The organism is Paraburkholderia sp. RL17-373-BIF-A (genome assembly GCF_046030175.1).
In the GTDB taxonomy this organism is placed as follows: domain Bacteria; phylum Pseudomonadota; class Gammaproteobacteria; order Burkholderiales; family Burkholderiaceae; genus Paraburkholderia.
Genome location: NZ_JARESO010000016.1, coordinates 63,873 through 85,912 on the forward strand (window position 1 = coordinate 63,873; position 22,040 = coordinate 85,912).

19 protein-coding genes are annotated in these 22,040 nt (G+C 62.8%); 13 read left to right on the forward strand and 6 right to left on the reverse strand.

Going from position 1 to position 22,040, the window contains the following annotated elements; translation table 11 throughout:
* Positions 1–30 precede the first annotated feature (30 nt).
* The 5 genes from P0D80_RS20850 to P0D80_RS20870 all read left to right on the forward strand — a co-directional run bounded on the left by P0D80_RS20850 (position 31) and on the right by P0D80_RS20870 (position 4,933).
* Positions 31–1,020: a succinylglutamate desuccinylase/aspartoacylase domain-containing protein gene (locus P0D80_RS20850; RefSeq protein WP_408177847.1), complete on the forward strand. Its 990-nt coding sequence runs from the start codon at positions 31–33 to the stop codon at positions 1,018–1,020.
* Positions 1,021–1,054: 34 nt separating this feature from the next.
* Complete coding sequence (locus tag P0D80_RS20855) at positions 1,055–1,399, forward strand: cupin domain-containing protein (RefSeq protein WP_132381888.1); 345 nt, start codon at positions 1,055–1,057, stop codon at positions 1,397–1,399.
* Positions 1,400–1,773: 374 nt separating this feature from the next.
* Positions 1,774–2,976, forward strand: coding sequence for a porin (locus P0D80_RS20860; protein ID WP_132383248.1), 1,203 nt, complete (start codon positions 1,774–1,776; stop codon positions 2,974–2,976).
* Between the two features lie 75 nt (positions 2,977–3,051).
* On the forward strand, positions 3,052–4,410 hold the full coding sequence (locus tag P0D80_RS20865) for an MFS transporter (protein WP_132381886.1): 1,359 nt from the start codon (positions 3,052–3,054) through the stop codon (positions 4,408–4,410).
* 193 nt (positions 4,411–4,603) lie between these two features.
* The gene (locus P0D80_RS20870; protein ID WP_408286454.1) at positions 4,604–4,933 is read left to right on the forward strand and encodes a hypothetical protein; all 330 of its coding nucleotides are present in this window, start codon (positions 4,604–4,606) and stop codon (positions 4,931–4,933) included.
* Between the two features lie 16 nt (positions 4,934–4,949).
* Here the strand turns inward: P0D80_RS20870 and P0D80_RS20875 are convergent, their stop codons facing one another.
* The 6 genes from P0D80_RS20875 to P0D80_RS20900 form a co-directional block, all read right to left on the reverse strand.
* On the reverse strand, positions 4,950–6,110 hold the full coding sequence (locus P0D80_RS20875) for a glycoside hydrolase family 53 protein (protein WP_408286456.1): 1,161 nt from the start codon (positions 6,108–6,110) through the stop codon (positions 4,950–4,952).
* Between the two features lie 138 nt (positions 6,111–6,248).
* Positions 6,249–8,213, reverse strand: a complete 1,965-nt coding sequence (locus P0D80_RS20880) for a beta-galactosidase (RefSeq protein WP_408286458.1) — start codon at positions 8,211–8,213, stop codon at positions 6,249–6,251.
* 37 nt (positions 8,214–8,250) lie between these two features.
* A complete protein-coding gene (locus P0D80_RS20885; RefSeq protein ID WP_408286460.1) occupies positions 8,251–9,102 on the reverse strand; it encodes a carbohydrate ABC transporter permease in 852 nt (283 codons plus the stop codon).
* Between the two features lie 19 nt (positions 9,103–9,121).
* Positions 9,122–10,027 (reverse strand): carbohydrate ABC transporter permease, encoded by a 906-nt coding sequence (locus P0D80_RS20890; RefSeq protein WP_132381878.1) that lies wholly within the window; start codon positions 10,025–10,027, stop codon positions 9,122–9,124.
* Positions 10,028–10,113: 86 nt separating this feature from the next.
* Entirely contained in the window at positions 10,114–11,367 is a 1,254-nt protein-coding gene (locus P0D80_RS20895; RefSeq protein WP_408177841.1) for an ABC transporter substrate-binding protein, read from the reverse strand.
* A 121-nt stretch (positions 11,368–11,488) separates the two neighbouring features.
* Complete coding sequence (locus tag P0D80_RS20900) at positions 11,489–12,628, reverse strand: ABC transporter ATP-binding protein (RefSeq protein ID WP_408286463.1); 1,140 nt, start codon at positions 12,626–12,628, stop codon at positions 11,489–11,491.
* Between the two features lie 204 nt (positions 12,629–12,832).
* On the opposite strand from P0D80_RS20900, the gene P0D80_RS20905 reads away from it, so the two are divergent.
* The 8 genes from P0D80_RS20905 (at position 12,833) to P0D80_RS20940 (ending at position 21,957) form a co-directional block, all read left to right on the forward strand.
* Positions 12,833–13,849 (forward strand): LacI family DNA-binding transcriptional regulator, encoded by a 1,017-nt coding sequence (locus P0D80_RS20905; RefSeq protein WP_408177839.1) that lies wholly within the window; start codon positions 12,833–12,835, stop codon positions 13,847–13,849.
* Positions 13,850–14,029: 180 nt separating this feature from the next.
* On the forward strand, positions 14,030–15,502 hold the full coding sequence (locus P0D80_RS20910) for an NAD-dependent succinate-semialdehyde dehydrogenase (protein ID WP_408286464.1): 1,473 nt from the start codon (positions 14,030–14,032) through the stop codon (positions 15,500–15,502).
* Positions 15,503–16,046: 544 nt separating this feature from the next.
* Entirely contained in the window at positions 16,047–17,405 is a 1,359-nt protein-coding gene (locus P0D80_RS20915) for an MFS transporter (RefSeq protein WP_408286466.1), read from the forward strand.
* 57 nt (positions 17,406–17,462) lie between these two features.
* On the forward strand, positions 17,463–18,680 hold the full coding sequence (locus P0D80_RS20920; RefSeq protein WP_408286468.1) for an acyl-CoA dehydrogenase family protein: 1,218 nt from the start codon (positions 17,463–17,465) through the stop codon (positions 18,678–18,680).
* A 23-nt stretch (positions 18,681–18,703) separates the two neighbouring features.
* On the forward strand, positions 18,704–19,261 hold the full coding sequence (gene hpaC, locus P0D80_RS20925) for a 4-hydroxyphenylacetate 3-monooxygenase, reductase component (protein WP_408286470.1): 558 nt from the start codon (positions 18,704–18,706) through the stop codon (positions 19,259–19,261).
* 2 nt (positions 19,262–19,263) lie between these two features.
* Positions 19,264–19,971, forward strand: a complete 708-nt coding sequence (locus P0D80_RS20930; RefSeq protein WP_408286472.1) for an EthD family reductase — start codon at positions 19,264–19,266, stop codon at positions 19,969–19,971.
* A gap of 29 nt (positions 19,972–20,000) precedes the next feature.
* A complete protein-coding gene (locus P0D80_RS20935) occupies positions 20,001–20,951 on the forward strand; it encodes a LysR family transcriptional regulator (protein ID WP_408177833.1) in 951 nt (316 codons plus the stop codon).
* Positions 20,952–21,036: 85 nt separating this feature from the next.
* Positions 21,037–21,957: a LysR family transcriptional regulator gene (locus P0D80_RS20940; protein WP_408177832.1), complete on the forward strand. Its 921-nt coding sequence runs from the start codon at positions 21,037–21,039 to the stop codon at positions 21,955–21,957.
* Positions 21,958–22,040: the final 83 nt, after the last annotated feature.

Here is a 22,040-nt window from a genome sequence, read left to right on the forward strand (position 1 = left end):
TTTCGCTCACTCTCTGCCAGGACAACTCGCATGAGCATGGAAGCCTACCCCATCGAAGTCGAATTCCCCGATATTTCGCGCCACGAACAATCGGCGTCCGGCATCGCCTACGTCCATACGTTCGACTCGGGCGCGCCGGGTCCGCACGTGATGATCAATGCGCTCACGCACGGCAACGAGGTGTGCGGCGCGATCGTCGTCGACGAATTGCTGCGGCGCGGGTTGCGGCCGCGGCGCGGGCGCCTCACGTTGGCGTTCGCGAACGTCGCTGCGTATCAGCGCTTCGATCCCGCCGAGCCCGATGCGGCCCGCTTCGTCAATCAGGATTTCAATCGCGTGTGGACCGCCGCGGTGCTCGACGACGCGTCGCGCACGTCCAGTGAATTGACGCGTGCGCGCGCAATGCGGCCGGTGATCGACACGGTCGACGCCCTGCTCGATCTGCATTCCATGCACGAGAAGAGCAAACCGTTGATCGTCGCGGGACCGCTGCCAAAAGGCATCGACCTCGCCGTGCGGCTCGGCACGCCCGCCACCGTGATCTGCGACGAAGGCCATCCGGAAGGCCGCCGCATGCGCGACTACGAAGGCTTCGGCGACCCCGCCAGCGCGAAGAACGCACTGCTGATCGAATGCGGACAGCATTGGGAACAAAGCGCCGTTGCGGTCGCGCGCGACACCACCGCGCGCTTCCTGTTGCTGGCCGGCGTGGTCGACGAAGCGGATCTGCCGGCGGGCTGGCTCGCGCCGTTGCCGCCCGCGCAGCACATCGTCCGCGTGACGCAGCCGGTGGTGGCCACCAGCATGGATTTTCGATTCGCGGCGCCCTACACGGGGCTGGAGATCTTCGCCGAGGCCGGCGCCGTGATTGGCTGGTCGAACGGCGAGGCGGTCACCACACCCTACGACAACTGCATGCTCGTCATGCCTTCGCTGCGGCAACTGCGGCCCGGCGTGACCGTCGTACGGCTGGGCAAGATCGAGCAGACCGTGACGAGCACCCAAACCAGCGGCCAATGACACGACCCGTGCACACTCAAAAGGTAACGAGAAGATGAAGGTACAGCAGCTCAAGCAAAGCGTGAATCTGCAGAATCTGGAGGACTGGGGCAAGGCCGGGCTGCCCGGCACGACGCCGATTCAGGTGTCGGGCGTGCAACGCGTCATCAAGGGCAGCGAATCCATCGATACCGGCATTTTCGAATGCACCGCCGGCACTTACCGCCGCTCGGTCAAGCAGGCCGAGGTGATGCACTTCATCGCGGGGCGCGGCCGCTTCACGCCCGATAACGAGGAGACCATCCACTTCGAGAGCGGCGACACGCTCTTCTTCGAAGCCAATACCGAAGGGCTTTGGGAAGTCGAGGAGACGATGCGCAAGGTCTACGTCATCTTCTGAACGCCGCGTTACACGTCACGCGTCGCACCGGGCGCCGCGCCGCACCATGCGGTGCCTGTCAGGCTGGCGCTCCTCTCTCTTCCCAATCCCATCCCCTCCCGGCGCGCCGACGCGCGCCGCGGCCCGCGTGACCCTGCTCGCTGTCCAGCGCCTTTCTTTTTCCAACCGATGTGCATCCGCAACAAAGTCGGGTAATCCCGCGTTGACCCTTCCTTGTCATATTGCTTACAGTGCAGACTTGTTCGTATAAAGAATCACAGTTCTATATGCGAACAAGTCGCACACAAGAATTTGATGACGACTGGGTCGCCGGGACTGCCGTCGCAGTCGAGGCAGGTCGAATTGGAGAACACCTCTTGAATCGCAATATCACAATGACCCGGCTCGCCTGCGCGATCGCCGCTCTGGCCAGCGCACCGGTTTTCGCGCAAAGCAGCGTGACGCTGTACGGTATTGTGGATACGGGTATCGGCTATCAAAGCAGCCAGGCCCCTTCGCTCGGCTCGACCTCGGGCGGCAAATCGAACGTGAAGATGGTGCAAGGCGTGTGGGCCGGCAGCCGCTTTGGCCTGAAGGGCGCGGAAGACCTCGGCGCCGGCACCAAAGCCATCTTCCAGTTGGAGTCGGGTTTCAATTCCGCCACCGGCGCGCAGCAATATACGAACGCGATGTTCGGCCGCCAGGCATGGGTCGGCGTGACGAACCCGACGTACGGCACGCTGCAGGCCGGCCGCCAGTACACCGCGTACTACTCGCTGCTGTCGCCGTATAGCCCGACCACGTGGCTCACCGGCTTCTACGGCGCACACCCGGGCGACGTCGACGCGCTCGACACGATTTACCGCGCGAACAACTCGCTGGTCTATACCTCGCCGAAACTGTACGGCTTCACGTTCAGCGGCTCGTACTCGCTCGGTGGTGTGCCGGGCAGCCTGAATCGCGGCTCGACGTGGAGCGGTGCGGTGCAGTACATCAACGGCCCGGTCGGCGTCGCGGTCGGCTTCATGCGCATCAACAACTCGACGCTCGGCGGCGGCGCCTACGGCGCGGATTCGACCGTGTCGAACAACGGCGCACAGCCGGGCGTGTCGGCCGTGACCAACGGCTATCAGACGGCGCAGGCGCAACAGCGCTTTGCCGTGACCGGCGGCTATAACTTCGGCAATGGCTGGGACGTGTCCGCGGCCTACTCGAATGTGCAGTACATTCCGGGTGTCGGCTCGAGCTTCCGCGATACGGCGATCTTCAACACGGGCGGCGTCGTGCTGCACTGGAAGCCGACCGTTTCGTGGGACTTCGCGACCGGCTACAGCTACACGCGCGCCACCAAGGCGAATGGCATCACGAGTTCGGCGCAGTACCAGCAGGTCAACCTGTCCGAGTACTATGCGTTGTCGAAGCGCACCGGCCTCTATGCGTTGCAGGCATTCCAGCGCACCAACGGCAATACGCTGGGCACCGCCGGTTCGGGCCACATCATCAGCGCGACGGCAACCATCGGCGACGGCTTCCAGAGCGCGCCGTCGTCGTCGCGCAGCCAGTTCGCCGCCGGCGTGGGCATCGTGCACCGCTTCTAAAACGGCGTCCGATCGTATAAAAAGAAAAGGCTCGTACTCACGAGCCTTTCCGTATTCAGCAGTGAGGAGAACATCATGAACCGCAGCACCGCTGTGAACGTTCAGACCTTCATCAACGAACATCCCTTTTCGCCGTTCCAGTGGCTCGTGTTCTTCATGTGTTTCATCATCGTCCTGCTGGACGGTTTTGACACGGCCGCGATCGGCTTCATTGCGCCTTCACTGATCGCCGAATGGGGCATCACCAGGCCGGCGCTCGCGCCCGTGCTGAGCGCGGCGCTGTTCGGCCTCGCCTGCGGCGCGCTCGGCTCGGGACCGCTGTCCGACCGGCTCGGGCGACGCTCGCTGCTGCTCGGCTCGGTGCTGCTGTTCGGCGTGGCGTGCCTCGGCTCGGCATTCTCGACCAGCATCGAGCAACTGACGACGCTGCGCTTCATCACCGGCGTCGGCCTCGGCGCGGCCATGCCGAACGCCGTGACGATGATGGGCGAATACTGCCCGGATCGCCGCCGTGCGACCTTGATCAACCTGATGTTTTGCGGCTTCCCGCTCGGCGCCGCGTTCGGCGGGTTCCTCGCCGCGTGGATGATTCCGCATTTCGGCTGGCGCAGCGTGCTGCTGCTCGGCGGCATCACGCCGCTTCTGCTCCTGATCTTGCTGGTGATCAAGATGCCGGAATCGGTCCGCTACATGGTGGCCAATAGCCAGCCGGTCGAACGGATTCGCACGGCGCTCGCGCGCATTTCGAGCGAAGCGGCGCAAGCGGGCAGCTTCATCATGACCGAAACCGCGCCGCAGACCGGCGGCAAGGGCATGGCGGTGGTGTTGTCGCGCTCGTACATCATCGGTTCTGTGATGCTGTGGATCGCCTATTTCATGGGCCTCGTGATCTTCTACGCGTCGATCAACTGGATGCCGATCCTGCTGAAGGACGCCGGACTCACGCCGCAGCGCGCGACGCTGATTTCCGCGCTGTTCCCGCTTGGCGGCGTGGGCGCGGTGCTGTGCGGCGTGCTGATGGACCGCTTCAACGCGAACCGCATCATCGCGGCCTGCTATGCGTTGACGGCCGTGAGCGTGTATTTCATCGGCCAGGCGGTGGGCAACGTGGGCGCGCTGGTGTTCATCGTGTTCGTCGCCGGCGTGTTGATGAATACCGCGCAATCGTCGATGCCGGCGCTCGCCGCCGCGTTCTATCCGACCGAAGGCCGCGGCACGGGCGTGGCGTGGATGCTCGGCATCGGGCGCTTCGGCGGGATCGCGGGTTCGTTCCTCGTGGCCGAACTGACGCGCCGCCATTTCACGTTCGGGGGCATCTTCGCGATGGTCGCGGTGGCGGGTCTGATTTCTTGCGTGGCTTTGCTGATCAAGCAGGCGGCACGGCCGCATGTGACGAACGTGGGCGCGTCGAAGGCGGAGTCGTTCGGGCATTGAGCGGCCGTGCGCGGGATGATCTAATGGTTGTTTGAAGCCGCCTTTCGAGGCGGCTTTTTCTTTGCTGCCTCGCGTCAGAAAACGCGACGCGTCACTTCCCGATAAACTACGCGGTTGTTGACCCATTCGGTTGCCGCGGTGGTAGATGCCAGCGCTTTCGCACCGTTGCTCATCTAACCACAGGATTCAGGGAATGAAACGCGTAGTCGTATCCGCGCTGCTTGCGGTGTGTCTCGCGCAGCCGGCCGTTCAAGCCGTTGCGCAAACCGTCAGCGACCAATGCTTTGCGATCGGCGATATCGCCGGGCAGGTCGCCTCGTGGCGCGCGCACAAAAAGACCAAGGCGCAAGCACTCGATCAGGCCGCCAAGTACTACAAGGATGCGGCTGACCGGCAAGCGGTCAGCGCCATCATCGAGAGGATCTACAGCCCGGACGCGCCGCACATGACGCCGGATCAGGCGAGCATGATGTTCACGTCGGATTGCGCGAACCGTAATAAGGCGCAGGCGCCCACGCAATAGCGGCTGGCTCTAGCCGCTAGCGTTTTCGAAATGCATCCAGCGACGTCAGCGCGTTGCCGTGGAAATCGAACAACGTGTTGTTGTCCCACTGATCGCCGGTGCCGACTTTCCATCCGACGTTCGGCGTCGGAATCCATTCGGGCTCCCACCAGAACACGCCTTTGCCGTGGCCGTCCGGTATCGCCTTGACGATGTCCGTCAACGCGCCGAGAAACTGCGCCTGGCCTGCCGGGGTCTGCGGGTAAGTCGCGGACCCCACGTTGGTCATCGAGTTCGGTTCAGAATCGCCGTCGCTGGTGGTCCACGGGTATGCGGTCTCGACCACCATCACATCCTTGTCGTAGCGCGTCGCGAGGTCGTTCGCATTGTTCTGCAAGTCGCTCAGCGAGCCTTGCCACTGTGGGTAGTAGGACAAGCCGATCACATCGAACGTGACGCCGCGCTGGGTCGCGCTGTCAAACCACCAGCGGCTCGTCGCGTTGTTGCCGCCGCTGTCCACATGCAGCATGACCTTGATGCGTTCATCGACGGATTTGACCGCGTCGTGCCCCGCCTTCAGCAATTGCGCGAGGTTGTCCCACTGATCGTATTTGCCGAGCGGCCATAGCATGCCGCCGGTGATCTCGTTGCCCACTTGCACCCACTCCGGATGCACGCCGTCGCGCTTGAGCATCTTCAGCACGCTCGACGTGTACTCCGACAGCAATGCGCAGGTCTGCACGATGTCCTTGCCGGCCCAAGCGTGCGGCGGATACTGCTTGCCCGGATCGGCCCACCAGTCGCTGTAATGGAAGTCGATCAGCACGCGCATGCCGAGCGCGGCGGCGCGGCGCGCGAGCACACGCACATGCTCGGCATTGTTGTAGCCGGCAGCGGGACTTTGATCGGCCGGGAAAAAGTTCGGATTGCCAGGATCGTTCCAGACCTTGATACGAATCGAATCGACGCTGTGGCTTCTCAGCAGCAGCAGACAGTCGTGCGGTACGCCGTGCTCATAGAATTTCGCACCGTTCGCCTCCAGTTCGAGCAGCGTCGATAGGTCCGCGCCTTTTGCAAACCGACTGCCACGGCTCGAGGCTTGCAGTTCGGCCGCGAGCGCCGGTGCGCCGAGCGTTGCACCGGCGCCGGCTGCCGCCGCCGTCGATGCGAGCCAGCCGAGCATTTCTCTTCTGTTCATCTGTCATCCTCCATCTATTGATGGGCGGCTATTCTGAAGGCCGCCTGGTCCCAGGTTGAAGCGCTTGAGTTTCACCCTCCGACAAACACACACTTTTTCGACTCGATTCGATTCGATTCCGTCGAACAGTCAACGGCCTCAGGCGTTCTTCCACGCGCAGACATCGCCCGTTTTCAGCAACGCATCGCCGAGCACGAACGTCGCACCTGTCGGCGCCGGCGCATGCACGGGCTCCGCGCCAAAATTGAACGCAAACGTCAGATCGCCGCGTCGCCGAATGCGCAAGCCTTCCGCCAATAGCTGCGTGTCGATCCCGGCCTCGTGCGCCGCCTGTTGCAATACCGTGCGATGCAACGTGTGCGACAACCAGCCCGCTATATAACGGATCCTGCCGTGCGAGAGAATCGCCGGCCACGTGTCGTCGAATTGCGCGTCGACCTGCGTGTCGCCATTGGCCCGCACGTGCTCGCGCCAATGTATCGCCGCACCATGCATGCCGCCGATCGACACCGCGGGCGCCAGCGTGGGCCGCAACGTCTCGACTTCGAGCACCTGCATCGGCAGAACGCGTTGCAAGGCGCCGGGCGGCAGAGTGGAAGGAATGGCGAAGCTGTCGGTTTTCGAGCCGCTGCGCGGGCCGAAGACCCATTGCGCTTCGCTCCGCTCGATCTGATGCACGAGCGCGTCGTCGATCACCGCAATGCTGGGCACTACCACCATGGCATAGCCCGTTAGATCCGCGCGGCTCGACACGATATCGACGTCGAGCCCGAGTTCGCGCAACGACTCGTAGTAGTCGAACGCGAGCGTCTGATAATCGAAGGTTTTGCCATGACGCTGAATCTCGAACATCCATTGCGTCTCGTAGTCGAATACGAGCGCAACAGATGCGCGCGACGGCGCGGCGAGTTCCGACAGCGCGGCGCAAGCTGCAATCTCGCGCGCCGCCTGTTGCACTTCGAGGCCGCCCGGCGACAATTCGTTATTCGGCAGATTGAGCCCGGAATGCATCTGTTCCTGCGCATACGGACACTGACGCCAACGGAAATACGACACCAGTTCCGCGCCATGCGCGAACGCCTCGTAAGCCCACAGCCGGACCATGCCTTTCGCGGGCACCGGATTCCACGCCGCCCAGTTGACCGGCCCGGCCTGCTGCTCCATCACCCAGAAGCGTCCGTTGCCTATCGCGCGGTAGCGGTCATGGTCAAACGCGGAAACATCAGGATGCGCGGTGCGCGCATAACGCGCCTTCTGCTCGTCGGGCAGCGCGATCGATTCGGTGCGCGCGATCGGATAGCTGTCCCACGCGGCGACATCGAGCGCATTGTCTTTGGCGAAGCGGTAGTGATCGAAGGTCGTGAAAAAACCCATGAAGTTGTGCAGCAAGTCCGCCTTCGGCGCGTACTCGCGCAATACATCGATCTGCTCGCGATGAAAACTCGCCACCTCGTCCGACATGAAGCGGCGGAAGTCGAGCAGATGAATCGGATTGGCGTCGGTGGGCGTGAGGTTCGGCAAGCCGATCGCCTCGAACGACGGGTACTCCATGCTCCAGAACACGTTGCCCCACGCGTCGTTGAGCGCCTCGACGGTTTCATAGCGCCGCCGCAGCCAGCTTTGAAAGCGCCCGAGCGCTGCTGGCGAATAGCTGGGTACGGTATCGTGGCAGCCGAGTTCGTTATCGGTCTGCGACGCGACGATGGAGGGATGCCTTCCATAGCGCTGCGCCATCGCCGTGACGATTCGCACGCACTCGCGGCGATAGATTTCGCTGGATATATCGTAGTGACGGCGCGAGCCGAAATTCCACCGCGTGCCGTCGGCGCGCACCGGCAGCACTTCCGGATACGCGTCGATTAGCCACTTCGGCGGCGAAGCGGTCGGCGTGCCGAGCACGAGTTTCAACCCGGCGGCCGCCAACGTGGCGACGGCTTCGTCGAGCCATTCCCACACGAATTCGCCGGCGCGCGGCTCCATCCGGCTCCACGCGAATTCGGCAATCCGCACATGCGTGATGCCGAGCTCGGCCATACGTTTCGCGTCGTCGGCCCACATCGTGCGCGGCCATTGTTCCGGGTAATAACAGACACCAAGTTGCATGAGAAAGTCTCGTTGTTAGATGACGTCGAACAGGCGCTCAGCCCTTGCTTGCACCGAAGGTCAGACCGGCGACGAAATGCTTCTGCATCGCGAAGAACATCAGCACGGAAGGCAACGCGGCCAGCACCGAACCGGCGGCGACCAGATTCCATGCGGTCGTCCATTGGCCCTTGAGCGCCGCGACGCCCACCGTGATCGGCGCGGCGTCGTCGCCTTGCGTGAGACACAGCGCCCAGAAGTAGTCGTTCCACACGAACGTGAACACCAGAATGCCTAGCGCGGCGAGCGCGGGCCGGATCAGCGGCAGCACGATGCGCAGGTAGATAGTCCATTCGCTCGCGCCTTCCACGCGTGCGGCCTCGATCATTTCGAACGGCAACTGTTTGATGAAATTGCGCAGAAACAGTGTGCAAAACCCGGTCTGAAACGACACGTGGAAAATCACCAGCGCCCAGACGCTGTTGAAGAGTCCGACCTTCAGCGCCATATCGCGCACCGGGATCATCAGGATCTGGATCGGCACGAAATTGCCGGCGACGAACGCGAACAACACCGCCGTATTGCCCGGAAACCGATAGGTCGCCAAAGCAAAACCCGCCATCGACGCCAGCACGATCGCGCCGATCACCGACGGCACCGTGATCAGCACGCTGTTGGTGAAGTAATGCAGCATCGGCGTTTGCGTGAGCGCGGCACCGTAGTTTTCGATCAGCGCGAAGTGTTTGGGCCAGCCCCAGTAATCGCCTTGCGAAAGCTCGTCCGATGAACGGATCGACGTGATGAGCACGGCCAGCATCGGCAGCAGCCAGATCAGCAGCGCGATGGGCAGCGACGCTTTGTAAAGCGTGCGATTGAGCGGTTTCCAGCGTTCGACGGGAAGCGGATACATGACGCGTAACTCCTGGAGATCAGCGTTCTTCGCGCAACATGCGGCGCAAATGGAACACGATGTAGACGAGCATGATGGCGAACAGCACCACGGCAATCGCCGCGGAATAGCCTTCGCGGTAGTACTTGATGGCCTGGTCGTACATGTAATAGGCGAGCACGGTGGAGCTGTCGAACGGACCGCCGCCGCTCATCACCGCGATCAGATCGAAGCTGCGCAGCGCGCCGATCACCGTCAGCACCACAGCCATGAACGTGGCGGGCCGCAGTTGCGGCAGGATCACGTACCACAGCAACTTCACGCCCTTGGCGCCTTCCATGCGCGCCGCCTCGACCACTTCCGGGTTGATACCGGTCAGGCCCGTGAGATACAGCACCATGCAGAACGGTGTTTGCGGCCACAGCGCGGCGAAGACGATGCCGAACGTCACCGTGTGCGGATCGCCGAGCACGGGAATACCGTGGCCGACAATCAGACGAAGCAAGCCGAAGCCCGGGTCGTAGAACCAGCTGAACACGAGACCGACCACCACGCCGGAGAGCACGAACGGCGCGAAGAACAGCGACTTCACGACGCGCATGCCACGGATATGCTGGTTCAGATACAACGCGAACAGCAGGCCGAGCGGCGGCGCGAGCAGGAACAGCACGAGCCAGATGAGATTGTTCTTGAGCGCCGTATAGAACGTGTCGGCATGAAACAGCTCGATGTAGTTGTCGAAACCCGCGAAGGTCTTCGGCGTCATGCCGTCCCAGTGGTAAAAGCTGAGCGAAATGCTGCTGATGATCGGATACACCACGCACAGGCAGAACAACGCGCAGCCCGGCAACAGGAAGAAAAACGCGGCGCGGTGCTGGTGACGGCGCGTCGTCGAGACGTGACGGTGCGAAGCCGCGGGTAAGCGGCGCGCTGCGGAATGAGACATGGATCGGGCCTCGTCGGAAAATCGAAGACGAATCGAGGACGAGCGCCGGCCGTTGCTACGTCGCCGGCGCTCCAGGGCTTATTTCTTTACTTCTGGTAGATGCGCTTGCGGGTCGCTTCGAGACGCACGAGCACGGCGTCGAGTTGCGACGGATCGCTGTAGAACTGCTGCATCGCCTTCATGCCTTCGTCGGCCATTTCCTTCTGCATGTCGCGATCGTAGAACTGCGCAATGCCGCCTTTGGTGTTGGCGAGCGTCTGGAAGCCGACCTTCGAAATCGCGTCTTCAGGTTCCGCGGACTGGCTGTTCGACGGCAGTTGACCCCAGCCCTTCGCGAGATCGGCGTTGATCTGCGGCTGTTCCATGAAGGCGAGCAGCCTGCGCGCGTCGGCCTTGTTCTTCGCTTTCGCGGGAATCAGCAGTACGTTGACCGGACCGTCTTCGGCCATCGGCACATTGGCATCGATCACCGGGAAGCGGAAAAAGCCGGTTTGCGGCTTGAGGTTCGCCGGAATGCTCGCGGAGAAGAACGTGCCCATCAGCATCATCGACGCCTTGCCGTTCACGAGAAACGGCGCGATCGAATCGAGGTCGTAGGAGAGCGCGTTGTCGATGAAGTAGTGATCGTCGATCAGCGTTTTCCACGCGGTGTAGACCTTCTTGACGCGCGCATCGGTGTACGGAATTTCGCCCGCCATCAATTGCTGATGGAATGCGTTGCCGTTGATACGCAGATCGAGATAATCGAACCAGGCGGCGAGCGTCCAGCTATCGCGCGCGGCCACGGCGATCGGCGCCACGCCGCTCGCCTTCAGCTTCTTGCAGGCATCGAGGAATTCGTCCCACGTCTTCGGCTCGCTCTTGATGCCGGCCTTCTCGAACAGATCCTTGCGATAGAAGAAGCCGTAGGCGTCATAGCCGAGCGGCGCCGCGTACTGCTTGCCCTTATACGTCGACGCTTCCTTCACCGACGCGTACTGCTGCGACCAGCCGTTCTTGCTCCAGTCCGACGACAGATCTTCGAGCAGGCCGCGTTGCGCGTAATACGCCATGCGCTCACCGTCGTGCCACGAGACGACGTCGGGCGGATCGGTGGCGAGCCAGCCGCTCATCTGCACCTTGTACGCTTCCTCGGTGATGTAGGTCACCTTGAGATCGACATCGGGATTGGCTTTCTTGAACTTGTCGAACGCGTCCTGCCACGTCGAGCGCTGATTACCGCGCGCCGATACGTTGACGTTGAGCGTGGCGGCGTCGACGGCGGCACAGCAGAGCGAGCCGGCAACCAGCGCGGCTGCGATCGACACGTGTGCAAGACGGCGAAGGCGAAGAGCAATCATCTTGTGTCTCCTTGATACCTTGTTGACCGGCAGCGTTTGGCTGCCGGCGATGTAACCCGCTCTGTGGCGGAATTCGGCTTTGATGAATCAGTGGGTGTTTTCAGCGCTCACGAATGAAAACTCAAGCGGCGGCCCGCTCGGGCTCGAACGCGCTTCGCCGCAATGCCAATCCATCCGCGTCGAACAGATGACACGCGGAAGGCGGAACATGAATGGCGATGCGCTCGCCGGAACCGATCGGCGTATCGCCCGCGGCCTTGGCGATGAGCGTGCCCGCCGCGTGATCCGCGTGAATATAGCTGTGCTCGCCGAGCCGTTCCGAGAGCACCGTCGTGCACTGCACGAACTGATCGTCGCCATCGAGGCGCAGATGTTCGGGCCGCACGCCGAGCGTGACCGGCTGGCCGCGCTGCAAGCGTTGACCATCGACGTGCGCGATCAAGCGCTCGCCGCTTTTTAGCAACGAGACCGTCACACTGCCTGGTTCGATCGAGTTGACTACGGCGTCGATGAAATTCATGCGCGGCGAACCGATGAAGCCCGCCACGAAGCGCGACTTCGGATGGTGATACAACTCGAGCGGCGCGCCGCTCTGCGCGATGCTGCCGAAGCGCTCCGCATCCGCGCCGGCGTGCAGCAGCACGATCCGGTCGGCGAGGGTCATCGCTTCAACCTGATCGTGGGTCACGTACACCACGCTCGCGTTGGCAAAGCGCTGATGCAGACGGGCGATTTCGACTCGCGTCTGGCCACGCAGCGCGGCATCGAGATTCGAGAGCGGCTCGTCGAACAGAAACACGCCAGGCTCGCGCACTATCGCCCGGCCGATTGCGACGCGCTGCCGCTGACCACCCGAAAGCGCCTTCGGATAGCGCTGCAAATAATCATCCAATTGCAGAATGCGCGCGGCTTCGCGGACCTTGCTGTCGATCACGTCCTTGGGCTGTTTCGCGAGTTTCAGTCCGAATGCCATGTTGTCGAACACGGTCATGTGCGGAAACAGCGCGTAACTCTGGAACACCATCGCCACGCCGCGCGCTGCGGCGGGCACGTCGTTCACGAGACGGCCGCCGATGTGCAACTCGCCTTCGCTCAGGTCTTCGAGACCGGCGAACATTCTCAGCAGGGTCGACTTGCCGCAACCCGACGGCCCAAGAAAGACACAGAACTCGTGCTGCGCGATTTCCAGATTCACGCGTCGGATCACCGGCGGATGGTCACCGTACGACTTCTGCACATTCGTCAAACGAATCGCCGCCATGATGCCTCCTTCGGATTTAACCGCTTAAATTTCTGTGAAAAATAAGTGGCCAGCCCTTGTGCGGCAAGCATTTAATCGCTTAAATTTGAGTTCGAGGGAAAAAGTCATGGTGGGTGTCTCCGCTGTGTTTTCCAGCAAGTTATCAACGTCGTCCTCAGCTTGCAACATTTGAATCGCATTCCCTGAATATGGGATAAATCGCATATGGTCACTTTGTCCGAAGTCGCGAAGCGCGCTCACGTTACTGCCGCGACCGTCTCCAACGTGCTGCGCAACCGCGAGAAAGTGCGCCCGGAAACGGCTGAACGCGTGCTCAAGGCAATCGCCGATCTCGGCTACCGGCCCAATCTGAATGCGCGTGCGCTGGCCGAGGGCCGCTCGTCGACGCTCGCCTTGATGCTGTCGAATATCTCGAACCCGTTCTACCCCGAGTTCGTGCTGGCCGCCGAGCGCGCCGCGCGCAAAGCCGGCCACTTCCTGATGGTTTGCAATACTGACGATGACGCCGAGATCGGCCGCGCCTATCTGAACCAGATCGCGGGCACGCTGGCCGACGGCGTGCTCGTCATGAACACGGACATCACGATCAACGACCTGTGCGCGTCGGCCACGCACAGCGCGCCGATCCTGCTGGCCATGTGGGAACACCCGGAAGCGCCGCCCGCGCTGCCTTGCATCGCCGTGGACTTTGCTCACGCGGGCGAGCTGGCCGCGCGGCATCTGCTCGAACTCGGCCACCGCGAAATCGGCCTCCTGATCGGCGACGGTTGCGGCGGCTTGCAGGACGCGCGCTCCAACGGTTTTCGCGCGGCGATGCGTGCCGCCGGCATCGAGGCCGATGCGGCCGCGGTGCTGCAGATCCGCGACTCGATCGACGCCGGCTACGCCGCCTGCATGCAACTGATGGCGAACCGGCCGCACCTCACCGCGATCTTCGCGACCAACGACCTGCTCGCGATCGGCGCGGCGCAGGCCCTGATCACGCTGGGCCGTTCGGTGCCCAACGACGTTTCGGTGATCGGCATTACCGACATTCAACTCGCCCACCAGGTGCACCCTGCCCTCACGACGGTCGCGATTCAAACCGCGGCGATCGCGGAGTTGTCGATCGAAAGTCTGATCCGGCTGATCCAGACGCCGCACCAGCAGCCGTCGATGGTGCTCGCGCCACCGCCCACCTTAGTGGTACGCGCGTCGACCGGCCCGCGACGGTTGAAATGAATTTGCAGGGTAATCAGCAGAAAATGCTGTCATCGCCGAAAAAAAACGGCGTGCAAACCGCCGGCGCCTCGATTGGCAATTTCATCGATTGCGGTAGAGGCGTAGCATCGATCCATCAATCGACGCGCGTACGCGGCCGCGAGCCTCGCTACGTCAAGGGCAACCTGAAGGAGCAACCGAATGTCTCTCGCATTGACACGCAATGAACTGATCCGCCCGCTAAATCTGATCGACGGAGCATGGACCGGCGCCGCCGACGGCGCCCGCTTTGCCGTCACCAACCCGGCCACCGGCGAAACGATCGTCGAAGTCGCGAACAGCGGCGCCGTGGACGCGCGCGCCGCCACCGACGCCGCCGCCCGCGCATTCCCCGCATGGCGCGACAAGCTGCCGCGCGAGCGCGCCGAGATTCTGCGCCGCTGGCACGCGCTGATCGTCGCCAATACCGACGACCTCGCGAAGCTGATGTCGATGGAACAGGGCAAGCCGCTCGCGGAAAGCCGCGGCGAAGTCGCTTACGGCGCGTCGTATGTGGCGTGGTTCGCCGACGAAGCGACCCGCATCTACGGCGATCTGATTCCGCAGCAGCAGCGCGGCAAGCGCATGAGCGCGGTGAAGGAACCGGTCGGCGTAGTCGCCGCGATTACGCCGTGGAATTTCCCGCTGGCCATGATCGCCCGCAAGATCGCGCCCGCGCTCGCGGCCGGTTGCACCGTGGTCGCCAAGCCAGCCGAAGACACGCCGCTCACCGCGCTCGCCCTCGCCGCGCTCGCGCAGGAAGCCGGTTTACCGGATGGCGTGCTGAACATGCTGTCGGCGTCGCGTGAACAGGGCATTGCCGCCGTGGCCGATTGGCTCGCCGACGCGCGCGTGCGCAAGATCACGTTCACCGGTTCGACGCCGGTCGGCAAGCATCTCGCGCGAGAATCCGCGGGCACGTTGAAGAAGCTGTCATTGGAATTGGGCGGCAACGCGCCCTTCATCGTGTTCGACGACGCCGATCTCGACGCGGCCGTTGTCGGCCTGATGGCGGCGAAGTTCCGCAATGGCGGTCAGACCTGCGTGTGTCCGAACCGCGTGTATGTGCAAGCTGGCGTCTATGAGCGCTTCGCCGAACTGCTCGCGCGACGCGTCGCCGCTTTGAAGGTTGCGCCCGCAACGGACCCGGACGCGCAGATCGGCCCGATGATCAACGAACGCGCGATCGACAAGATTGCCCGTCACGTGGAAGACGCCGTCAAACATGGCGCGAAAATCCTGGTCGGCGGCAAGCGTTTGACGGAACTCGGCCCGAACTACTACGCGCCGACTGTGCTGACGGACGCGCGCGACGACATGCTCGTCTGCTGCGAAGAAACCTTCGGCCCGGTCGCGCCGCTATTCCGTTTCGATGACGAAGCCGAAGCGATCCGCCTCTCCAACGACACGCCGTTCGGTCTCGCCGCCTACTTCTACACGCAGGACGTGCGGCGCATCAATCGCGTGGCCGCGCAGCTCGAAGCGGGGGTGATCGGCATCAATGAAGGCGCGGTGTCGAGCGAAGCGGCGCCGTTCGGCGGCGTGAAGGAATCGGGCTATGGCCGCGAAGGGTCGAAATATGGACTCGACGATTACATGTCGATCAAGTACATGTGTCAGGGCGGCCTTGATTGACGAGCCTCTCGTTGCTAGTGCTTTGATGTCTTGATGCAGGAACGCTCTGCCGCCGAACGCCATCGCTTCTCACTTGTGAGAGGCGATGCGCCGAGGCGGCAGTTCTCATTTGCCTGCGATAAATCCAGCACGACGCCGGCACGGCCGCTTTCGCCGGTTCACGGTCGTGAAAGAAGCAAGTAGTCGAAGCTCAGCGTATCGAAGTCGGTCAGTTGCATTGCAGATCCCCTCCGTTGTTCGCAGGATAAGACCGCCGTTCAGCGGCTCGCTCTGCACTCCGCCAAATCTCAGCTCCCCGAATCAAAGCCCGTTCCCCTCTCCAGAGAACGCCAACACGCCCGTCGCCGCAACGGCCTCGCGCGAAGTACCGTCACCGTCATGCACACGATTCATGACGGCCATTTTTGGCCCGAATTTGACCGCGTTATTTCCCGGTCCTATCGTTCGATCATGCCTGCCGGGCTCGTCTCGCCGCTCCTGCCGAACAACATGGCGAGAACGCGCGACCCTCCACATCGTGACCTTCCACCTGCCATGACCCGCCATGAATTCTGACGCGACAGCCGCTCTGACATCCCTAACCTCAACCCGGCCCACCAGCAAGGTTCGTCGCGCAGTGACGACCGCCGTGCTCGGGCAGGTTCTCGAATGGTATGACTTTTTTCTCTACGGTACCGCTGCCGCTCTCGTATTCGGCAAGCTGTTCTTTCCGGTCGGCAGCGATCCGCTGACAGGTACGATCGCGGCATTCGGCGGCTTTACGGTGGGCTTCATCGCGCGGCCCATCGGCGGCGTGTTGTGCGGCCATATCGGCGACCGCTACGGCCGCAAGACGGTCATGATGCTGACGCTGCTCGTCATGGGCACGGCCACCGTCTGCATGGGTCTTCTGCCGACGTATCAGCAGATCGGCCTCGCCGCGCCCGTCATGCTGGTGCTGCTGCGCATTCTGCAAGGTCTCGCCGCCGGCGGCGAATGGAGCGGCAGCATCCTGCTGATTCACGAAAGCGCGCCCGCCTCCCGGCGCGGTGGGCTGGCAGCCTGGAGTCCGTGCGGCGCGGCATTCGGCTTCGTGCTGTCCACCGCCGCGTTTCTGCTCGTGCAAACGCTCTCGCCCGCCGACTTCCACAGTTGGGGCTGGCGCGTGCCGTTTCTCTGCAGCGCCGTGCTGGTCGCGCTCGGTCTGTGGATGCGCCGCTCCGTCGACGAAAGCGCGGAGTTTGCCGAGGTCAAGGCGACTCGCCGCGATGCCCGTATGCCGATCGTCGAGGTGCTGCGCCAATGTCCGCGCCAGGTACTGACGGTGTTCGGCCTGCGTTTCGGTGAAGGCGCGGCGTCGTACATCTTCTTCGCGTTCTCGATCGCGTATGGTCAGTTCATCGGCCTCAAATCGAGCTGGGTGTTGGGCGGCCTGACTGTGTCGATGCTGCTGATGATTCCCGTGTCCTTGTTCATGGGCCGTCTCACGGACCGTGTCGGCCGCAAGCCGGTCTACCTCGCCGGCGCCGTGGCGATGGTGCTGGTCGCCTATCCGTATTTCACGTTGTTCGGCTCGGGCGTGCTGTGGAAAGTCATCACCGCGCTCGTACTCGCCAACAGCATCACGCTCGGCATTCTGGAGGGCGCACAGCCCGCTTTCATCAGCGAGTTGCTGCCCGTTCATCTGCGCTTCTCGGGGCTCGGTATCGGCCGCGAGATTTCATCGGTACTCGGCGGCGGACTTTCGCCGATGGTGGCGACCGCGCTGCTCGCGCACTACCGCAGCGCTGCGCCGGTGGCGATTTATCTCGTCGTGCTCGGTTTGATCACAGTGCTCGCCACCTGCTTCGCACCGGAGACCTTTCCAAAGGCGCTGCGGCTTCAGGCGAAAGCCAGAGAGCATGTCGAACACGAAAGTGCTTAACGCTTTATCGACGCCACTTCGTCCGCACTCATTCACTCCCACTCCCAAGCCGTCATCATGCAAAGCCTTCAGATGAGCAGTCTTTCGACCTACGCCTATGAACCTCGCGCAATCGATCACGCCGATCCGTATCCCGACTACGCCGGCCCGATCACACTCGACGCGCTGATCGGCGAGATCGAGCGCCGCCGCGACGAGTTCGATCAACTCTCCCACGTTCCGCGCGACATGATCGCGAAGATGAAGCGCGCCGGCATCTTTCGCGCGAGCACGCCGCAACGTTTCGGCGGCGACGCGCTGCCGCCGGCGCAATTCCTGCGAATGCTCGAACGCATCGCGATCGCCGACGGCTCGGCCGCCTGGGTCGCCGCATTCGGCTCGGCGAATACCTATCTGGCCGCATTGCCGATCGAGACGCAGCAGCAGATTTACACCACCGGCCCCGACCAGGTTTTCTCGGGCGGCCTCTATCCGCTGCAACCCGCCACCAAAGCGTCGGGCGGCTTCGTGGTCAGCGGGCAGTGGCGCTTCGCGAGCGGCTGCAAGGGCGCCGACTGGATCGGCGTCGGCATCGGCGGCACGCCCGCCAATTCCGGCGATGCGGGCGCGGGCAAACCGTTCACCGCCGTGTTCCCCGCGCATGAAGTCGAGATCGTCGAGAACTGGAACGTGGTCGGCATGCAGGGAACCGGCAGCCACGATTTGCGGCTGCGCGAGAAATTCGTCGATGCGCAATGGACCTTCGTGCGCGGCGGCGCGGCACTGATCGACGAACCGCTCTACCGCTACCCCGCCGTCGCCTATCAGGCGCAGGTGCACGCGGCCGTCAACATTGGCCTCGCACGCGCGGCGCTCGATCTGCTGACGGGCCTGTCCGGCTCGACCAAAACCACCACCGGCGCGCCGCGCCTCGCCGATCGCGGCTATTACCGCTCGGGCCTCGCGAAAGCGGAGGCCAACTGGCGCAGTGCCCGTGCATTCTTCTACGAATCCGCCGAAGCCGCGTGGAGGACGATTATCGACGGCGATCCCGTGTCGCAGGAACAGGCCAATCTGTTGCGCCTCAGCGCGACGCACGCCGCGCAGATCGGCGCCGAAGTGGTGATGCAGGCTTATCAGATGGCGGGCATCGCCGCGATCTATCGCGAGAACCGGTTGCAGCGTCTCGTGCGGGATTCGATCGTGGTGACGCAGCATGCGTTTCTGGGCGAAGGCACGTACGACGCATCCGGCGCATTGTTCGCCGGTGTGCCGCCCGTCACGCCTTTTCCGTGACTCGGCACGCCCTGCCTCAAGCCATGCAACAGGAAAAGAACGTGACGATCGAAGACACCAGAAAGCGTTTCCGCGATGCGATGGCGTGCCTGCCCGCCGCCGTCAACATCATCACCACGGACGGACCCGGCGGCCGCTGCGGCATCACCGCGAGCGCGGTGTGCTCGGTGACGGACGCGCCGCCGACCATGCTCGTCTGTATCAATCAGGCCAGCTATGTGCACGACGTACTGCATCGCAACCGCAGCGTGTGCATCAACGTGCTTGCCGCCGAGTGCCAGGAACTCGCGCGTGATTTCGCCGGCATGACAGCGTGCTCGATGGACGAGCGCTTCGGACGCCATGCATGGACGAGCGGCGCGTCGTCGGCGCCGGTGCTCGCGGATGCGATCGCCAGTCTCGAAGGCGAGATCGTCGACATCAAGACGGTCGGCTCGCACTCGGTCATGTTCGCGCAGATCCACCACATTGCGTTGCGCTCGGATGGCGATGGGTTGATCTATTTCGGCAGGCAGTTTCATCGGCTGACGCGGCCGCAAGCGGCGGCGTCGCCGTCGGTTGCCGCGCAAGGCGCGAGGTGAATGTGGAAGTCTGCTTCTTTCTCGTTGGCCACGGTAAGCCTGCGCGTGATACGCGGGCTCTCGATCAAATGCGGTTCGAACTTACACAGCGAGACGTAGAGGGACTACGCCGTTTCGTGATCCACCTGCCCGCGGAATCGGACGACTGCGATCCTTTGTCGAAGTCCGACGCTTCCGCCCGACCTCGCTGCGTGCTGCAAGGGTACTTCGACGACCTCGACCTGCTTGAACAAGCGCTGCAACCTGAGGGCGCAATACACGACGTCGTAAACGAATCTTCGAGCACGGGTCTCACCTTCACCCAGCAAGCGATGGCGGTCAGGCGATTCGCCACCCCCGATCCAAGCGACTTCGGCACTCGCGCCGAACGCTGCACCTACCTCGTCAGCTACGAAGGCGAAGCGCAGGACTTCAACGCATGGCTCTCGCATTACCTGGCGCATCATCCACCGCTAATGGCGCAATTGCCCGGCATTCGCGAACTCGAAATCTACACGCGGCTCGATTACCGCTCGGGTCTCGGCATCGAACGCGCCACGGCCATGCAACGCAACAAAGTCGTCTTCGACGATCCCGCGTCGCTAGCGGCTGCCCTGGCGTCGCCGATTCGCGCCAGCATGAAGCAGGACTTCAACACCTTTCCGCCCTACAGCGGCGCGACGCTGCATTTCCCTATGCGCAGCATTTACGGTAATCTGAAACCCAAATAAATGCCCTCTCTCGCCGCGATCCGAACGTCATGACCAAGTCGCACCCCGGCATTACGGATTTGAACCTCCTGCGCGTATTTCTGGCCATCTCCGATCTGCGCAGCCTGACCGCCGCAGGGGAGCGTCTCGGACTCACGCAACCGGCGGTCAGCCACGCCTTGCGCCGGTTGCGCGTTTTATTCGACGATCCGCTGTTCGTTCGCACGCCCACCGGCATGGTCCCCACCGACGCCGCCCTGCGCTTGCACGCGCCGCTCACGCAGGCGTTCGGCATCATCAACGACGCGGTCCAACAAATCGCCAAGTTCGATCCCGCCACGGCGCAGCGCGTGTTTCGTGTGTCCATGTCGGATATGTCGGAGTTCTATTTCCTGCCGCCGCTTCTTTCGATGCTCGACCGCAGCGCGCGCGGCATTCGCCTGGAGATTGCGAATGTTTCCGTCGATTCGGTGAGTTCGGCCATGCGCAGCGGCAAGATCGATCTGGCGCTCGGCTATGTGCCCGGTCTCGATCCAGGTTGCGTGAGCAAGACGCTCTTCGTCGACGAACATGTTTGCGTGGTGCGCGCCGGTCATCCGCTGCGCAAACAGAAGCCGACCAAGGAGGACCTCGCCAGCTTGCGATACGTGTATGCCAGCACCAACGCGACCGGTCACCGGATGGTGGAACAGTGGCTGGAAGAATTGAATCTGCGCCGGGATATCGTGCTGCGCCTGCCTCATTTCGTGGTGGCGCCGGAGATCGTTCAGCATACCGACCTTGCCGTGATTTTTCCGCGGAGTATTGCGCAGCGCTTCAACCGCAACAAGGCATTTCGCATCCTGCCCTTGCCGTTCGCGCTGCCACCCATCGAAATTCAGGTCCACTCGCACTCGCAATTTTCAGCGGATCCGGGCATTGCCTGGCTGCTCGATGAGATTTACGGCATGTTCCATCAACCGTCGATTAGCGCAACGACGCGAGCGCCGGCTGAATCGTGAGGGCGTCAGGCCGATTCGCGGCTAGTGGCTTATTTCAGGCGCAAGGATTGCCCCGCCACCTGAACAGGAGACCAGGAAAACCGATATGAACATCAGAGCCCTGCAGTGCTTCGTGATTCTCGCGGAGGAGCTCAATTTCAGCCGTGCCGCCGAGCGTCTGCATATCGCGCAGCCCGCGCTGAGCCAGCAGATCCGTTCACTCGAAGAACGGCTCGGCACGCAACTGGTCGATCGGGCAAGACGTCCGCTGAGTCTGACCGAGGCGGGCCATTATCTGTGCAGCGAGGCGCGTCAGATACTCGGCTCTCTGGAACAGGTGACGCTCGTCGCGCAGGAAATCGGCGTCGGCCGGCGCGGCTGGCTGAGCGTCGGATTCACCCGTTCGTCGATGTACAGCGTTTTGCCGCCGGCGCTCAAGGCATTTCACAAAGCGTATCCGCAAGTCGAACTCAAACTCTTCGAGATGCTCACCGAGGAACAGACCGATGCGCTGCGCGACATGCGCATTCACATCGGCATCGGCCGGCAGCCGCTGACGGTTGAAGGTTGCACGTCGTATCCGCTGCTGCGCGAGCGCGTCGTGGCCGCGCTCGAACCCAGCCATCCGCTTGCCGCGCACAAGAAGGTGAGCATTGCCGATCTCGCCGATACGCCGCTGATTCTCTATCCAAAGCATCAGAACGCCCAGTTCAAACGCTCGGTGCAGTCGCTCTATCGCGATGCGGGAATCACACCGCTCGTCGCGCATGAGGCTTATGAAATCCAGACCGCGATTGCCCTGGTTGCGGCGGGTCTCGGCGTGACGTTTATCGGCGAATCGGTGGCGCGGCACGGACGCACCGACGTGGTTTACCGTCACCTTACGGGACCGGGCTCGTCGTACCGCTCCACGCTCGCGGCCACCTTTCGCACCGACGATGCTTCGCCTCACCTGCGGGCATTTCTGGCTTGCCTTCCCGCCCCGCTCACCGAGGCACACTATAAGCAAAAAATTATAGAAGCATAAGCAACCGGTCTTGGACTCCCTGTCCGCGCGTTCGTATGATTGACCTCACACATGATTAGAACGCAGCCACGGCTACGGCCGTC

What these genes read in the sequence shown, in the direction of transcription:
- P0D80_RS20850 (WP_408177847.1), top strand. Translation starts at nt 31, where the DNA reads ATGAGCATGGAAGCCTACCCCATCGAAGTCGAATTCCCCGATATTTCG.
- P0D80_RS20855 (WP_132381888.1), top strand. Translation starts at nt 1,055, where the DNA reads ATGAAGGTACAGCAGCTCAAGCAAAGCGTGAATCTGCAGAATCTGGAG.
- P0D80_RS20860 (WP_132383248.1), top strand. Translation starts at nt 1,774, where the DNA reads ATGACCCGGCTCGCCTGCGCGATCGCCGCTCTGGCCAGCGCACCGGTT.
- P0D80_RS20865 (WP_132381886.1), top strand. Translation starts at nt 3,052, where the DNA reads ATGAACCGCAGCACCGCTGTGAACGTTCAGACCTTCATCAACGAACAT.
- P0D80_RS20870 (WP_408286454.1), top strand. Translation starts at nt 4,604, where the DNA reads ATGAAACGCGTAGTCGTATCCGCGCTGCTTGCGGTGTGTCTCGCGCAG.
- P0D80_RS20875 (WP_408286456.1), bottom strand. Translation starts at nt 6,110, where the DNA reads ATGAACAGAAGAGAAATGCTCGGCTGGCTCGCATCGACGGCGGCGGCA.
- P0D80_RS20880 (WP_408286458.1), bottom strand. Translation starts at nt 8,213, where the DNA reads ATGCAACTTGGTGTCTGTTATTACCCGGAACAATGGCCGCGCACGATG.
- P0D80_RS20885 (WP_408286460.1), bottom strand. Translation starts at nt 9,102, where the DNA reads ATGTATCCGCTTCCCGTCGAACGCTGGAAACCGCTCAATCGCACGCTT.
- P0D80_RS20890 (WP_132381878.1), bottom strand. Translation starts at nt 10,027, where the DNA reads ATGTCTCATTCCGCAGCGCGCCGCTTACCCGCGGCTTCGCACCGTCAC.
- P0D80_RS20895 (WP_408177841.1), bottom strand. Translation starts at nt 11,367, where the DNA reads ATGATTGCTCTTCGCCTTCGCCGTCTTGCACACGTGTCGATCGCAGCC.
- P0D80_RS20900 (WP_408286463.1), bottom strand. Translation starts at nt 12,628, where the DNA reads ATGGCGGCGATTCGTTTGACGAATGTGCAGAAGTCGTACGGTGACCAT.
- P0D80_RS20905 (WP_408177839.1), top strand. Translation starts at nt 12,833, where the DNA reads ATGGTCACTTTGTCCGAAGTCGCGAAGCGCGCTCACGTTACTGCCGCG.
- P0D80_RS20910 (WP_408286464.1), top strand. Translation starts at nt 14,030, where the DNA reads ATGTCTCTCGCATTGACACGCAATGAACTGATCCGCCCGCTAAATCTG.
- P0D80_RS20915 (WP_408286466.1), top strand. Translation starts at nt 16,047, where the DNA reads ATGAATTCTGACGCGACAGCCGCTCTGACATCCCTAACCTCAACCCGG.
- P0D80_RS20920 (WP_408286468.1), top strand. Translation starts at nt 17,463, where the DNA reads ATGCAAAGCCTTCAGATGAGCAGTCTTTCGACCTACGCCTATGAACCT.
- hpaC (WP_408286470.1), top strand. Translation starts at nt 18,704, where the DNA reads ATGCAACAGGAAAAGAACGTGACGATCGAAGACACCAGAAAGCGTTTC.
- P0D80_RS20935 (WP_408177833.1), top strand. Translation starts at nt 20,001, where the DNA reads ATGACCAAGTCGCACCCCGGCATTACGGATTTGAACCTCCTGCGCGTA.
- P0D80_RS20940 (WP_408177832.1), top strand. Translation starts at nt 21,037, where the DNA reads ATGAACATCAGAGCCCTGCAGTGCTTCGTGATTCTCGCGGAGGAGCTC.